12 protein-coding genes and 1 riboswitch are annotated in these 13,180 nt (G+C 57.0%); of the genes, 2 read left to right on the forward strand and 10 right to left on the reverse strand.

What is annotated here, in order from left to right:
* Nucleotides 1–83: 83 nt before the first annotated feature.
* A riboswitch (TPP riboswitch) is annotated at nt 84–194 on the reverse strand.
* A gap of 52 nt (nt 195–246) precedes the next feature.
* The 4 genes from NI000_RS00440 to NI000_RS00455 form a co-directional block, all read right to left on the reverse strand.
* Nucleotides 247–1,116, reverse strand: coding sequence for a MetQ/NlpA family ABC transporter substrate-binding protein (locus NI000_RS00440; protein ID WP_253406770.1), 870 nt, complete (start codon nt 1,114–1,116; stop codon nt 247–249).
* A 53-nt stretch (nt 1,117–1,169) separates the two neighbouring features.
* Nucleotides 1,170–1,838, reverse strand: a complete 669-nt coding sequence (locus NI000_RS00445; protein WP_253406771.1) for a methionine ABC transporter permease — start codon at nt 1,836–1,838, stop codon at nt 1,170–1,172.
* The gene (locus tag NI000_RS00450) at nt 1,835–2,620 is read right to left on the reverse strand and encodes a methionine ABC transporter ATP-binding protein (RefSeq protein WP_253406772.1); all 786 of its coding nucleotides are present in this window, start codon (nt 2,618–2,620) and stop codon (nt 1,835–1,837) included. Before NI000_RS00450 ends, NI000_RS00445 begins: the two co-directional genes overlap by 4 nt.
* 307 nt (nt 2,621–2,927) lie before the next feature.
* A complete protein-coding gene (locus tag NI000_RS00455; RefSeq protein ID WP_253406773.1) occupies nt 2,928–4,937 on the reverse strand; it encodes a serine hydrolase in 2,010 nt (669 codons plus the stop codon).
* A gap of 192 nt (nt 4,938–5,129) precedes the next feature.
* On the opposite strand from NI000_RS00455, the gene NI000_RS00460 reads away from it, so the two are divergent.
* The gene (locus tag NI000_RS00460; RefSeq protein ID WP_253406774.1) at nt 5,130–6,482 is read left to right on the forward strand and encodes an LLM class flavin-dependent oxidoreductase; all 1,353 of its coding nucleotides are present in this window, start codon (nt 5,130–5,132) and stop codon (nt 6,480–6,482) included.
* Nucleotides 6,483–6,587: 105 nt separating this feature from the next.
* Here NI000_RS00460 and NI000_RS00465 read toward each other — a convergent pair whose 3' ends face one another.
* Together NI000_RS00465 and NI000_RS00470 are read right to left on the reverse strand one after the other, a co-directional pair.
* Nucleotides 6,588–7,241, reverse strand: a complete 654-nt coding sequence (locus NI000_RS00465) for a deoxynucleoside kinase (protein WP_253406775.1) — start codon at nt 7,239–7,241, stop codon at nt 6,588–6,590.
* A gap of 176 nt (nt 7,242–7,417) precedes the next feature.
* Complete coding sequence (locus NI000_RS00470) at nt 7,418–9,214, reverse strand: M3 family oligoendopeptidase (RefSeq protein ID WP_253406776.1); 1,797 nt, start codon at nt 9,212–9,214, stop codon at nt 7,418–7,420.
* A 214-nt stretch (nt 9,215–9,428) separates the two neighbouring features.
* On the opposite strand from NI000_RS00470, the gene NI000_RS00475 reads away from it, so the two are divergent.
* Nucleotides 9,429–9,602: a hypothetical protein gene (locus NI000_RS00475; RefSeq protein WP_253406777.1), complete on the forward strand. Its 174-nt coding sequence runs from the start codon at nt 9,429–9,431 to the stop codon at nt 9,600–9,602.
* On the opposite strand, the gene cysC is transcribed toward NI000_RS00475, so the two are convergent.
* From cysC to NI000_RS00495, 4 genes are read right to left on the reverse strand one after another with little or no spacing between them, the layout of a single operon-like run.
* Nucleotides 9,596–10,135 (reverse strand): adenylyl-sulfate kinase, encoded by a 540-nt coding sequence (gene cysC, locus NI000_RS00480; RefSeq protein ID WP_253406778.1) that lies wholly within the window; start codon nt 10,133–10,135, stop codon nt 9,596–9,598. The two genes, NI000_RS00475 and cysC, sit on opposite strands and share 7 nt — an antisense overlap.
* On the reverse strand, nt 10,123–11,025 hold the full coding sequence (locus NI000_RS00485; protein ID WP_253406779.1) for an STM4011 family radical SAM protein: 903 nt from the start codon (nt 11,023–11,025) through the stop codon (nt 10,123–10,125). Before NI000_RS00485 ends, cysC begins: the two co-directional genes overlap by 13 nt.
* Nucleotides 11,016–12,362 (reverse strand): STM4012 family radical SAM protein, encoded by a 1,347-nt coding sequence (locus NI000_RS00490; protein ID WP_253406780.1) that lies wholly within the window; start codon nt 12,360–12,362, stop codon nt 11,016–11,018. Before NI000_RS00490 ends, NI000_RS00485 begins: the two co-directional genes overlap by 10 nt.
* Before the next feature lie 31 nt (nt 12,363–12,393).
* A complete protein-coding gene (locus NI000_RS00495; protein WP_253406781.1) occupies nt 12,394–13,179 on the reverse strand; it encodes an STM4013/SEN3800 family hydrolase in 786 nt (261 codons plus the stop codon).
* Between the last annotated feature and the right edge of the window lies 1 nt (nt 13,180).

Below are 13,180 nucleotides of genomic sequence, written 5' to 3' on the forward strand. Positions count from 1 at the left end.
ATTCCTCCTCGAATGAATGTGAGCAAGCGGGGAACGTAATGCATACAAAAAAGACCGCAACGGCAAAGAAGCGGTCTTTGTGCATACAAAGGCTACGTGTTTCCTCCGCTGGCATTACCCAGATCAGGTTTAACGGTCGATAACATCCGGTTATCCTCTCAGCCTGGCTTCACCAAGCTCCCGCGCATATGAAGTTGTCAGTACAAGAATAACCTCTGAACCGATAGAAATCAACAGCTAAATTTTCTAAAATGCCGGAACGACCGCAACGCCGTACTTGTCTTCGATAAACTTCTTCACTTCCGGCGTCGTCAAAGCGGCGTCCAGCTTCTTCACTTCGTCCCGCGTCTCGTCTCCCTTGCGCACGACGATGACATTGGCGTAAGGCGATTTCGAATCTTCCCGGAACAAGGCCGATTTCGGATCGATTTTGGCTTCCAGCACGAGGTTCGTATTAATAATCGCGCCTTCCAGATCGGGAAGCGACCGGGGCAAGGTTGCGGAATCGGCCTCGACGAATTTCAGCTTTTTCGGGTTGTCCGCGATGTCCTTGGGGGTCGCTTCATACGTCGTCAGACCGTCCTTGAGCTTGATCAGCCCCTGCTGCTGCAGCAGCACCAGTGCGCGGTATTCGTTGGACGGGTTGTTCGGAATGCCGATCCGTGCCCCTTCCTTGATCTCGTCCTTCGATTTCAGCTTGCTCGAATAGAAGCCGATCGGCTCCACGTGTACCTTGGTCGTGACGGCAAAATCATAGCCCTTCTCACCTTTGACCGAATCCAGATACGGAACGTGCTGGAAGTAGTTCGCGTCGATCTGCTTGTCTTTCAGCGCAGGGTTCAGCTGCCCTTCGTCGTCATAGACGACCACTTCAAGGTTGACCCCTTGCTCCTTCAGCTTCGGCTTGACGAAATTCAAAATTTCCGCATGCGGCACGGCGGCCGCCCCGATTTTCAGCGTCGTTTCTTTCGCCGGTTTGGCCGTACCGGCTGCATTGCCTTGTGCAGCAGCCTTCGTGTCCGGGGCCTGCGCGGTGCCGCCCGAGGCGCAGCCCGAAACGATAGCACCGAAAATAACAAAGATGGATGCGAGTGAGAATAGACCTTTTTTACCCATATCTACGCCTACTTTCTATAGTTAAAATGACTTCACAAACGCGATGTTTGCGCTCAATCCGGCTTGAAACGCTTCTTGTCGATCGATTTGGCGATGTAGTCGCCCGACCATTGGATGAGCTGAACCAATACGATGATGAGCAGGACGGTCGCGATCAGAACGTCCTCGCGAAACCGTTGGTAGCCGAAGCGTATGGCCAGGCTGCCCAGACCGCCCGCCCCTATCGCGCCGGCCACGGCGGTAAATTCTGTAATCGCAATGACCGCGATCGTCATCGCGCGGACAAGGGCCGGCAGCGCTTCGGGAATGAGCACCCTGAAAATGATCGTGAGAGGCGAGGCGCCGACCGCTTTAGCGGCCTCGATCTTGCCCGCGCTCACTTCCTTGAGCGAATTCTCAATCACCCGTCCCAGGAAAGGCGCGGCGCCGATCGAGAGCGACACGATGGCAGCCGTCGGACCGAGCGAGGTGCCGACGATCAGCCTGGAGAGCGGCAGCAGCAGAATGATCAGAATAATGAAGGGCAGCGAACGGACGCTGTTGATGACCGTCCCGATGATTTTGTGCAGCAGCGGCGCTTCCAGGATGCCGCCCTTCTCCGTCACGACGAGCGTAATGCCGAGCGCAATGCCAAGCACGAGCGCGAAGACGGAAGACCAGAGCACCATGTAGACCGTCTCGCCAAGTCCCTGCAGCAGCAGCTCGATCAGATCGTCTCTCATATTCCCGCTCCCACTCCTTCCATCACATACCGGCTGTCGCGGTAATGCTCCAGAATGCGGACGAATCTGCGCGCCGTATCGCTCTCGGGATTCAGGAACAGCTTGTCGACCGGCCCGGTCTCGACGATTGTGCCGTTCTCGATCACCGCCATGCTGCGGCAAATATGCTGCAGCACGTCGAGCTCATGCGTAATCAGAACGACGGTCAGCTTAAGCTGACGGTTAATGTCCCTGAGCAGCTCCAAAATGGAGTAAGTCGTCTGCGGATCGAGCGCCGACGTCGCTTCGTCGCTGAGCAGCACGTCGGGCTCGTTCACGAGCGCTCTCGCGATGCCGACCCGCTGCTTCTGACCGCCGCTGAGCTGCGACGGATAGGCGTTCTCTTTATCGCCCAGGCCGACAAGGTCGAGAATTTCACGGACACGCCCGCGGATGTGCGCTTTCGGATGCCCGGCGACCTGCAGAGGAAACGCGACGTTCTGGTACACCGTCTTCGCATCCAGCAAATTAAATTGCTGAAAAATCATGCCGATTTTTTGCCGGGCCAGCCGCAGCTCCTTCCCGTTCAAATCCGTAATGACCGTGCCCTCGATCTCGATGCTCCCGGAATCCGGCTCCTCCAGCCGGTTGAGGCAGCGGATCAATGTCGACTTGCCCGCGCCGCTGAAGCCGATAATGCCGAAGATATCCCCCTTTTCGATCTGCAAGCTGACGTTCTGAAGTGCAGGAAATGCGCCTGACGACGTTTTGTACGATTTGCTAAGATTGCGAATGACGATCATTCCTTCACCTGCTTTTCGGGATAAAAATAAAAAAACCAAGCGTCGCCCCGCAGCCATAGCTCGGGGAAAGCTTAGTTTCCAGTGGACTGGTCAACTAATTGTGCAAGTCGTCTTTTTTAATTCCGACTATACCGATTATATTTATTTAATTTAAAGGATGGACCGGGCGCTGTCAAGAACTTTTATCAAGGTATTTACCGTAGGGACCGAACGCCAAAAAGCAGCCGGAGTGCCGGGAATCCGGGGGATCACACCGATGCTGGCGCGATCCGTGGATGCCCTGCTTCCCTCCGGCTGCCTGTTTAACTTAACTGGACAACGCTTTTGCAAACAACGCCGCTGCCTCCTGACGAAGCATCGGCTGCTGCGCTTTGTAGTCGACGGAGCCGTCGGCCGCCTCTTTCACTTCCGGCCCGTACAGGCCAAGCGCGACGATCTGTTTGACGCCGTCGAGCGCCCAAGGATCGGTATGGCCGCTCAGCTTCGCATCCATCGGCGAAGCGCCGCCGAGCTGGATCGTCCGCGCCACGATGACTGCCGCCTCCTGGCGGGTGATCGGCTTATCCGGCTCGAAAGCCGACTGGGATGAGCCTTGGATCACCCCAAGCTCGTGCAGCGTTTGAATCGCGGCCGCCGCCGGGTGATTTTGCGTATCCGCAAAGACCGCCGGCTTCTTGGACAACGTCATAAACAGCAGGCCTGCCGTCTGCGCCGCAAATTCCCCGCGCGTGATCGGCTCCGACGGGCCGAACGTGCCGTCCGCCTTGCCTTTGACGAGATTAAGCAGCTGCAGGGTTGCGATGTAAGGGGCGTAACCGTCCTCTTTGCGCACGTCGGAGAAAGGCTTCGGCACATTCAGCTTTTTCGAGGTACTGACCTCGTAGCGGTATTGCAAATACCCGATCGACTTGTCGGCGTTCTCTTGGAACACCAAAAGATTGCCGTCCGCATCCTTGAACAGGCGGTCGTCGATCTGCCTCAGCTCCTGCTTTCCGGCACCCGGCGCTTCCACGATCAGCTTGCCGTCGGGCGCCGCCGTGACTTGTGTGAGGGATGTTTTGGTCCGAAGCTCGCTGTACAGCCCCTCGAACCTTGCAAGCTCCGCCTGCGTCGGCTGCAGGTAAACGTCCGGCTCCGCCGGTTTCGGATAGTAATGGTTCATGAACGCGTTGAACCACTGAACATGCAGTTCGGTGCGTTTATTGCTCACGATGAATCCACCCACGTTTTGTTCCGGCATCAGCCACATCCACGACGAGAAACCGCCGATGTTGCCGCCTTTTCCGATGACCTTCCGGCCGTTGTAGCTTTTCTTGTTCGACGTTTCGAAGCCGTAAGCCATCTGCGGCACTTTCGGGTGAATTGCGAGATGAATGCTGTGCATATCGGCCGCGGTCGCCTCCTGTAAAATCCGGTTGCCGCCATAAGCGCCGTTATTCAAGTGGGTAATCATAAACTTGGCGACATCGGATACCGTCGCAAACATGCCGCCCTGCGGCAGTTCCGTAGGCGACACCGCGTACAGCGGAAGCGGCTTGCCGTCCGGCCCATAGTCCGTTGCAAGCTTTGAGCGGATGTCCGGCGTCAGGAGGAAGCCGCTATCCTTCATGCCAAGAGGCTTGAACAGCTGTTCGTCCATATATTGATGGAACGGTATGCCGGACACGTTTTGTACGATGTACCCCTGCAGCATGGAAGCGAAATTATCGTAATTGTACGATTCTCCGGGCTTCCGCACGACGGTCGGCATGTTCTCGGCGATGTAATCCTTGAGCGGCACATATCTGTCGAGGTCCGGGCTGATGTCCCCCGGCTTCGGTTCGGTGAAATCGAACCCGGTCGTATGCGTCAGCAGATGCTTCATCGTGACCGGCTCTTGAAAACGGCTGTCGATGCGAAGGCCGTCCATATAGGTTTGCACGTCCCGATCCAAATCGATTTCCCCCTGCTCGACGAGCTGCATGACAGCGGTAGCGGTAAAAGCCTTGGACACGGACCCGATGCGGAACACCGTCCGGTCGGGATCGACGGTCTGCTTTTTCTCGACATCGACGAAGCCGTAGCCTTTTTGCAGCAGCACTTTGCCGTCCTTGACAATGACGATGGCGGCGCCGGGGACGCCGAGGTCCGCACGGTTAAAGAACGAGTCGGCGAACGCTTCGACTTCCTTCGCATCGGATGGTCCTTGTGCGGGGGCATCGTCCGGCGAAACGGAGACGGCAGAGGCGGCGGAAGCGGTGAAGCTGACAAGCAAGGCCGCAGACAGTACGGCGGGCAGCTTGGTTGTGCGGAGCAGTGCTTTCACGGTAAACGTCATTTCTCTCGCATGTAAATTATTTCCTTTCACTTGATCATATACCATCGGGCGGGAAATGAATTCTGACAAACGGCCAGGGAATTGCTGGACTTTAGACCGGGATACAAGGAGGAATTGACGGGGTTGCAAGATCATGCTAAATTATAACAAATTAAATCCATTGATTAACTCGGATATATGGAGGTATGGCTTGTGACCCGAAAAAGACAAATCAAACTGTCCGCCTATTTGGTAGGCACCGGCATGCATGTCGCTTCGTGGCGGCATCCCGATGTCCAACCGGATGCGAGTATCGACATCGATTATTACAAGCGTCTCGCGCAGCTTGCCGAACGCGGAAAATTCGACATCGCCTTTATCGCCGACAGTCTCGCGATCAACGAAGCGTCCCATCCGAATATTTTGAACCGCTACGAACCGATCACGCTCATTACCGCGCTGGCGGGCGCTACTTCGAAAATCGGCGTCGTCGCTACCGCTTCCACCTCGTACATCGAGCCGTTCAATCTGGCCCGCCTCTTCATGTCGGCCGATCATATCAGCAAAGGCCGGGTCGGCTGGAATATCGTCACGACCCGGGACTTGTCCGGAAATACGGCGCTCAACTTCGGAGGCAAGGAGCATTACGAGCACTCGCTGCGCTATAAGCGCGCGGAGGAGTTTCTCGAAGTCGTCAAGGGACTGTGGGATTCGTGGGAGGACGACGCTTTTGTCCGCGACAAGGAAAGCGGGCAATTTTTCGACCGGAGCAAGCTGCACCGCCTCAACCACCAAAGCGAGTTTTTCAACGTACAAGGTCCGCTCAACATCGGCCGGTCCCCGCAGGGTCACCCCGTTCTCGTGCAGGCCGGCAATTCCGAATCCGGGCAAAGCTTTGCCGCAGGCACGGCGGAGGTCGTGTTTTCCATCAAATACGATATCGACGATGCGAAGCAGTTTTACCGTTCCTTCAAGAGCAAGGTCGCCGCTGCAGGAAGGTCGGCCGACGAGGTGTACATTTTGCAGGGTATTTCTCCGGTCATCGCTGAAACGGAGGAAGCGGCGAAGCGTAAGCTGAAGCAGTTGGAGTCCTACATTACCGAGGAGACGGGCATCGGCTTCTTGTCTGACTATTTCAAAAGCGTCGATTTCACGGGAGCCACTCTCGATTCGAGAGCGGCGGACTTCGGGCTGGACCGGCTGCCGGAGACGAAATCCGATTACATCAAGCACCGGCCCGTCATTGCGCGGGAAAACCCGACGCTGCGGGAGGTTTATTCCCTGCTGACCGGTTCGTTCAGCAGCGAGCACTTCGTCGGTACGCCGGAGAAAATTGCCGATACGCTGGAAACCTGGTTTACGGAAAGAGCCGCCGACGGCTTTATGCTGATGGCACCCCTGCTTCCGCAAGGCTTGGAAGATTTCGTGGAGCGCGTCGTGCCCCTGCTGCAGCAAAGAGGGCTGTTCCGTACAGAGTACGAGGGCAGTACGCTGAGAGACCATTTTCACCTGCCGAAGCCGCAGAACCGGTTCGCCGCCTCCAGAGCGGAGCAGCCGCAACATTAAGCTTGCAGGAATGCAAAAGACCGGGCCCCTTCACCTGCGAAGGAGTTCCGGTCTTTCGTTTGATGGACGGCAGCCGTCGTCTTGTCGGACGACGAGATCATCCGTTTACATTTGCAACACGCTGAGCTTGTCCTTCACCTGCTCGACCAGCTTCCGGGCGTCTTCTTGATTGTTCACCACGTCGGTCAGGTCCATATCGACGATTAACACATCGGACTGGTTATAATATTTCATCAGCCACTCGTCGTAACCTTTCCACAAATACCGGTAATACTCGACAAGCGATTCGTCCTGCTCGAAATCGCGCCCGCGCAGCGAAATGCGCCGCAGCACCGTCTCGAACGAGCCTTTCAAATAAACCATCAGATCGGGAGCTTTCTTCGGCAGCTCCTCCAGCTCTTCGAGCATATTGTTCGCAAGATTCTCGTACACCTGGAATTCCAGATTGTTGATGCGTCCGAGCTCACGGTTTACTTTTGCAAAATACCAGTCTTCGTAGATGCTCCGGTCCAAGACGTTGCGGTTGCTCCGCAGCGCCTTCTTGATCGACTTAAACCGGCTGTCCAAAAAGTACAGCTGGAGTAAAAACGGGTACCGGTGCTTCTCGATCTCTTCCTTCGATGCCGTATAGAAAAGCGGCAAAATCGGATTATCGTCCACGCTCTCGTAAAATACTTCCGATCCGAGCTCCCGTCCAAGCAATTCGGCTACGGACGTTTTCCCCAGACCGATCATCCCCCCGACAACAATCACTGACATTGTCCCCTTTCTCCTTATGCCGCTTCTGTGAAGCTTATCATTTTAACAAAGCTCATTCATGGCTTAAAACAACTGCTCTATTATAGCAGGAAAGCCCGGTTTTGTCTCAACTTACGATAAACGGCTGCACGTTCGCATCCAAAGAAAAAAGCGGTCATGGCGACCGCTTTCGTAGCTTAGCCTTCTTCCGTTAAAGCGAGGAACTGCTTCACGTCTTCGATGGAAAGATCGACCGCCTGCTGCCAAAACTCCGGCTGCTCCAAGTCCACTCCCAAGTGCTTGCTCGCCAGCTGCTCGACCGTCAGGCGGCCGGTGTCCTGCAGCAAAGCAATGTACTTCGCTTCGAACGATTCGCCTTCCCGACGCGCAAGCGAGTAGATGCCCGAGGAAAACAGGAAGCCGAACGTGTACGGGAAGTTGTAGAACGGCACGCCGGTTTTGTAGAAATGCAGCTTTGCCGCCCAGAAATGCGGGTGGTACTCGCTCAAGGCGCCGCAGAACGCGTCCTTTTGAGCCTCGATCATTAGCTCGTTCAACCGATCCGGGCCGACGAGTCCGGCCTTGCGCTCTTCGTAGAACCGCGTCTCGAACAGGAACCGCGCATGAATGTCCATGAAAAAGGCGACGGCCCGCTGGATTTTATCCTTCAGCAGGAACAGCTTTCGCTCCCGTGTCTCCGCCTGTTTCAGCGCGGCGTCGCTGACGATCAATTCGGCAAAGGTCGAAGCCGTCTCCGCCACGTTCATCGCATAGCGCTGAGTCATAGGCGGAAGCTCGTTCATCACATGCTGGTGAAACGCATGGCCAAGCTCGTGCGCCAGCGTCGACAAGTTCCCCGCCCCGGAGTAAGTCATGAAGATCCGGCTCTGCTTGCTGACGGGGAACGAGGTGCAGAAGCCTCCCGGCCGTTTACCCGGGCGGTCCTCCGCCTCCACCCAACGCTCCTCGAACGCGCGCACGGTAAAGTCGGCGAGCTGCGGCGAGAAGCGGCGGAACTGCTCCTCGATCATCACGGCAGCCTCATCGTAGGAGACGTTCGTGTCCTTGCCCTCAAGCGGCGCATTCAGATCGGACCAGGCTAGGCGCTCCACGCCCATCAGCTTGGCGACCCGCTCCAGATAAGCGATAAATACCGGCTTGTTCTTCTCGATCACTTCCCACATCGTTTGCAGCGTTTTGTCGGTCATCCGGTTGATTTGGAGCGGCTCGCGGATCACCGAATCCCAGCCCCGGTGCTTGTATAGCTGGAGACGGAAGCCCGCAATACGGTTCAGCGCATCGGCGCAAAAATCTTCCTGGGCCGTCCACATCTCTTCCCATTGCCGGAACAAGCGCTCCCGCTTCTCCCGATCCGGCTCTTTGATCAGTTGGTTGAAAAACTGCCCGGCCGAGAGCATGACCGTGTTTCCGTCTTTCTCGTACGGAAGCCGGATCTGCTTCACGATCGTATCGTACAAGGCGCTCCAGCCGTGATAGCCGTCTACGACAAGGTCGTTTACCAATGTTTCCTGCTCCAGCGGCAGCTTGTCTTTCACCTGCGTCCGGCGTTCCTCCAGATTGAAGGCGAGGGCGGCCATCGCTCCGCTGCCGACCCACTGGGCGAATACGGAGTACGGCATCTCGGCAAGCAGCACATCGAAGCGCGTCATGGCGGACTGGTAGTTCGCCTGAATGCCGTCCAGCCGGCCGCCAAGCCGAACCGCGCCCCGGTCCGCCTGATTTTGCGCGGACAGGCAGCCGATGAAGGCCGCTGCTTGACGCAGCCGTTTTTGCAAGTCCTGCAGCAGCTCCACAAAGCTCTGCAATGCGGCGGCAGCTTCTGCGGTCTGCGGCGACGGCATAGCGTCCAACTCGCTGCGGAAGCGGTTCGTGTCGGCTTCAAGCGCGTTCAAATATTGCGCAAATTCGGGAGAGTCGCTGCCTCCCGGGAAAAAAACGTCCAGATCCCAAGTTTGCTGCAAAGGTCGGTTCATCCAAGGGAACCCCTTTCGGATAAAGTATATGTAAACGAATAGTAACGCGAAAAACTGCGCACCTCATGTTATTCTACAAACGGTCAATTAACCCTTCCGGAAACCCTCCATTCCGCTGTGCGCCGCGTTGCCCGGCCGACCCGGCCTGAAAGCGGAGAACGTCTGCGAATCATTTTAGAAAACAACGGCTTGAGGCAGATCGCGAGGACATACCATGAGATTCGTAACGAAAACGAGATTGGACCGTCTTCAGACGCTCCTCCGGTCCATCGCTGACGAGCAGCAGCAAAAAGAAGCCCTGCATCTTCTGGAATCGCTCAAACGGGATATCGATGAAAACTACGCGGAAATCCGCAGACCAATCCGCCTTTATGAGAAAAATCAATGACCGCCCAACACTTGTAGTGCTAGCATGATTTGTTCCACATTATGTGTCAGGGAATGCTCATTCGTATGAATCGTGAGCTCCGCATGCTCCGGGGGCTCGTAGACGTCAGATAGTCCGGTAAAATTCGGAATAAGCCCGAGCCGCGCCTTAGCATACAGCCCTTTGACGTCCCGCCGCTCGCATACCTCCAGCGGGCATTCTACATAAATTTCCATGAACCGCGGCAGCACCGACCTCGCGTAATCTCTCATGCTGCGGTACGGCGTGATGGCCGACACGAGCACGATTGCGCCGCTATCGGCGTGCGTTTTCGCAAGCTCGACAATCCGGCGGATATGCTCAAGCCGGTCGGCGGGTGTGAAGCCCAGATCGCTGGATAGCGTCTTGCGCAGTTCGTCTCCATCCAGCCATTCGATCCGGCGTCCCTGTTCGCGCAGAACGGATGCCGCCTCCCGCGCCGTCGTCGTCTTCCCCGAGCCGGACAGCCCGGTAAACCAGAGGACCGAGCCTTTCCTTTCGTTCAAAGGCCGCATGGTGACGCCTCCTTCCCGGCATATCGCGCATCCACGCTGGGAACTCGTTCCAATATTCCTTTTCCGTAAATCGACGCCATCGACAGCTCCGGCATATGCACGTAGCCGATGTAACAGCCGCACGTTTTCATCCGGCACGGTCTCTCCGCGGACAACCGTTCCAAGCCGTCGCGGTACAAATGCCCGATCACTCCCCGGTCCTTATAGCAGCGCTTGACCAGCCCCGAGCCTGTAACGAAAAACACGCGGCTTCCCGTGGCACAAGGTTTCCCCATGCTGTCATAGTCCCGTGCATTCCACTCGAAATAAGGGTCGATTTCGCGAAAGGCCGCCATCTCCTCGGCCGAATAGTACGCCGGCTGGTCCTTGTACGCGTTCACCCACAAGTAAACATCCTGAGGCAGCGCGCGTCGCAGCGAACGGATCGGCTCAAGATAGCTTTTGATCCCGACGGAGCCGATGCTGAAAGAAATCCCTTTGTCGTAAAGCTGCGTGCACTGGGCCAGAAACGACGCTTCGCTCGTTTGACCGGGATGGTACGTGACCCAGAACGCCGCCTTGTCCTTGTTCAGCCCGTTCGTCCAATCCAGCTTGACGGACAAGTTCGTCTGGATCGCCACTTTGTCTACGTGCTCCAGATGAGACAGCTCCGTCAACGCCTCGCGGTACCACCGGTGGACGAGCGCCTCGCCGTACGGATTGAAGAAGAGGGACAGACGCCTGCCGTCCGTCCCCTGCTCCCGAACCCATGCTACAAACCGCTCCAGTTGCGCCTTGTCCTTCGCCAGCGTCTCTCGGCTGTCCGTCGTTTTGCTGAAAGGGCAATACGGACAATCGTAGTTGCAGGAGGATAACGCGCCGCGGTAATACAACGTCGTGCTTACACGCATACGTATTCCTCCATCCGCTCCCTGACCTCCGGTGAGATCAGCCAGTCGCCGATCGCATCGGAATAGGCCATGCCTTCGTCCGTTAGGCGCATCGCACCGTCTTCCAGTACAGCGAACCCGGCAGCCAGCAGCCGACTCAGTTCGGGACGGTCGGCGAACGGATCGCTGCCGAACCTTGCTTCATAAGCACGCCGCTCCAGCCCTTCGCGGTGCAGCAGCGCCTTGATAACGAAACGGCGCTGCTGCTCGGCCAGGTTTAAGACGAAGCCGTAATCGGCCGTATCGTAGCTTGACGCAGAGACGTAGTCGGCGATAATGCTTTGCGTCGCCTTGTAGCTTACGCCGTAGCGGGAAGCGTAATGCACCTCCCTCGTGTATGAACGCGCGCCGCAGCCGAGACCGACCATCCCTTCCTCCTGACAGCCGTAAGGCAGCAGGTTCTTCCCGGACTTCGCGTCCGGCTTGGCGAACCGCCGCATCGAGAACGCCTCGTAGCCCTTCTCCTTCAAGCGTTCGCAAGCGGCTCGATACATATCCAGCCGGTGATCCGACCCTCTGCGGCGCAGCTCCTCCGGCTTCAAGATCGTATTCTCGCGCGTATATAGCGGGTAAATGAAAATTTCCTCAGGCTCATATTCCATTGCCCGATCCAGCGAATACAGCCACGTTTCCACCGTCTGGCCGGGCAGCCCGTAGATCAGATCGAGATTAAGCACGGCAAAGTCGTGCCGTTTCAGCACTTCGAGCGCGCGCATCACTTCGCCCGGCTTTTGCGGGCGGTAGATCGCAGCGGCTTCCGCTTCAATGAAGCTTTGAATCCCCATGCTCACCCGGTCGACCTTCCGCTCCTTCAGCAGCTTCATTCGCGCATCGGTCACGGTATCCGGGGACGTCTCGACGGAGATCGAGGCGCGGTCCGGATCGAGCCCCATCACCTGCTCTGCGATATCGAACAAACGTTCGAGAAGCCGCTCGTTCAGCAGCGTCGGCGTCCCGCCGCCGATCGCAAAGCGGGAGAACGGACGGTGAGAAACCATGGGCGCCCACTGCCTCGCCTGACGCTCCAATGCAGCGACATACTGCTCGTGCGCGTCGGCGCTCCGGTCGGGCAGCGTAAACAGGTTGCAGAACCCGCACCGGGCCGCACAGAACGGAATGTGCATATATAAAAAGAACGACTCCCCGCTCTCGCTCTTCCACAGCTCGTGCAGCGGCAGCGGCGGATTCAGTTCGCGATAGGCTGTTTTATGCGGATAGGAGTACAAGTAAGACCGGTATGGCGATGTGGCGATTTGCTCCGACCAGCGCCGGATGTCTTCTGATTCCCGGAATTCCACTTGATGTCCCTCCTTTGATAGCTGTTATGGCTTATAGAATAAATTCCCGGTACGGCACGTTCCATACGACCTCGTGCGCCAGCCGGTGGCCGTGATACCCGTCCTCGCCGTAAGCGGTTCCGTGGTCGGAGCAGACGATGCAGAACGTCTTGCCCCGCGCGCGCATTGCCTCGAACAGCCTTCCAAGCTGTCCGTCCACATAGCGCAGCGCTGCCCGCTGGGTTTCCACCGAGTCGCGTTTTGCTCCGGGTACGAAATAATGGTTCGGACCGTGTATGGCGCTCACGTTCATGAAGAGAAACAGCTTCTGGTCCGGGTCGGCAGAGCCGATCAGCTTCAGCGCATGGTTCACCTGATGCTCCGTGGAGCGCGGATTCGTTACACCGAACGTCTGGCGCCAGTAGCTCTCTTGAAAATACGACGGTAACACTTTCGCCAGCGGCACTTTTTTCGTAAAAAAAATGACACCGCCGATGCAGATCGTCCGGTACCCTTCCCCGGCAAGGCCGGAGACGATGTCGGGCGTATCGAACAGCCATGTGTTCGGATTGGTCGGCAGTCCCGTATTTTTCGAGTGGAACAGCCGGACATGGCTCGCCTTGTCCGTATTCGCAGGCGTCGGCAAAAAACCGCCGAAGAACGCGTGATGCGCGGCATACGTAAAACTGCCCGGCGTATGACGCTTTTCCCAGCCGCCCGTGCCACACAGATGGGGACAGTTCTCTTCCTCCAGCTTCGCCACGTCATAGCGCAACGTATCAAGCGTCACAAACAAAATGTCGTGGGTGCCGACAATGTCGTTCATATTGATGCTCATG

The sequence above is a fragment of the Paenibacillus tyrphae genome (genome assembly GCF_024158745.1).
GTDB classification, from domain to species: domain Bacteria; phylum Bacillota; class Bacilli; order Paenibacillales; family NBRC-103111; genus Paenibacillus_G; species Paenibacillus_G tyrfis_A.

What these genes read in the sequence shown, in the direction of transcription:
- NI000_RS00440 (WP_253406770.1), bottom strand. Translation starts at nt 1,116, where the DNA reads ATGGGTAAAAAAGGTCTATTCTCACTCGCATCCATCTTTGTTATTTTC.
- NI000_RS00445 (WP_253406771.1), bottom strand. Translation starts at nt 1,838, where the DNA reads ATGAGAGACGATCTGATCGAGCTGCTGCTGCAGGGACTTGGCGAGACG.
- NI000_RS00450 (WP_253406772.1), bottom strand. Translation starts at nt 2,620, where the DNA reads ATGATCGTCATTCGCAATCTTAGCAAATCGTACAAAACGTCGTCAGGC.
- NI000_RS00455 (WP_253406773.1), bottom strand. Translation starts at nt 4,937, where the DNA reads ATGACGTTTACCGTGAAAGCACTGCTCCGCACAACCAAGCTGCCCGCC.
- NI000_RS00465 (WP_253406775.1), bottom strand. Translation starts at nt 7,241, where the DNA reads ATGTCAGTGATTGTTGTCGGGGGGATGATCGGTCTGGGGAAAACGTCC.
- NI000_RS00470 (WP_253406776.1), bottom strand. Translation starts at nt 9,214, where the DNA reads ATGAACCGACCTTTGCAGCAAACTTGGGATCTGGACGTTTTTTTCCCG.
- NI000_RS00475 (WP_253406777.1), top strand. Translation starts at nt 9,429, where the DNA reads ATGAGATTCGTAACGAAAACGAGATTGGACCGTCTTCAGACGCTCCTC.
- cysC (WP_253406778.1), bottom strand. Translation starts at nt 10,135, where the DNA reads ATGCGGCCTTTGAACGAAAGGAAAGGCTCGGTCCTCTGGTTTACCGGG.
- NI000_RS00485 (WP_253406779.1), bottom strand. Translation starts at nt 11,025, where the DNA reads ATGCGTGTAAGCACGACGTTGTATTACCGCGGCGCGTTATCCTCCTGC.
- NI000_RS00495 (WP_253406781.1), bottom strand. Translation starts at nt 13,179, where the DNA reads ATGAGCATCAATATGAACGACATTGTCGGCACCCACGACATTTTGTTT.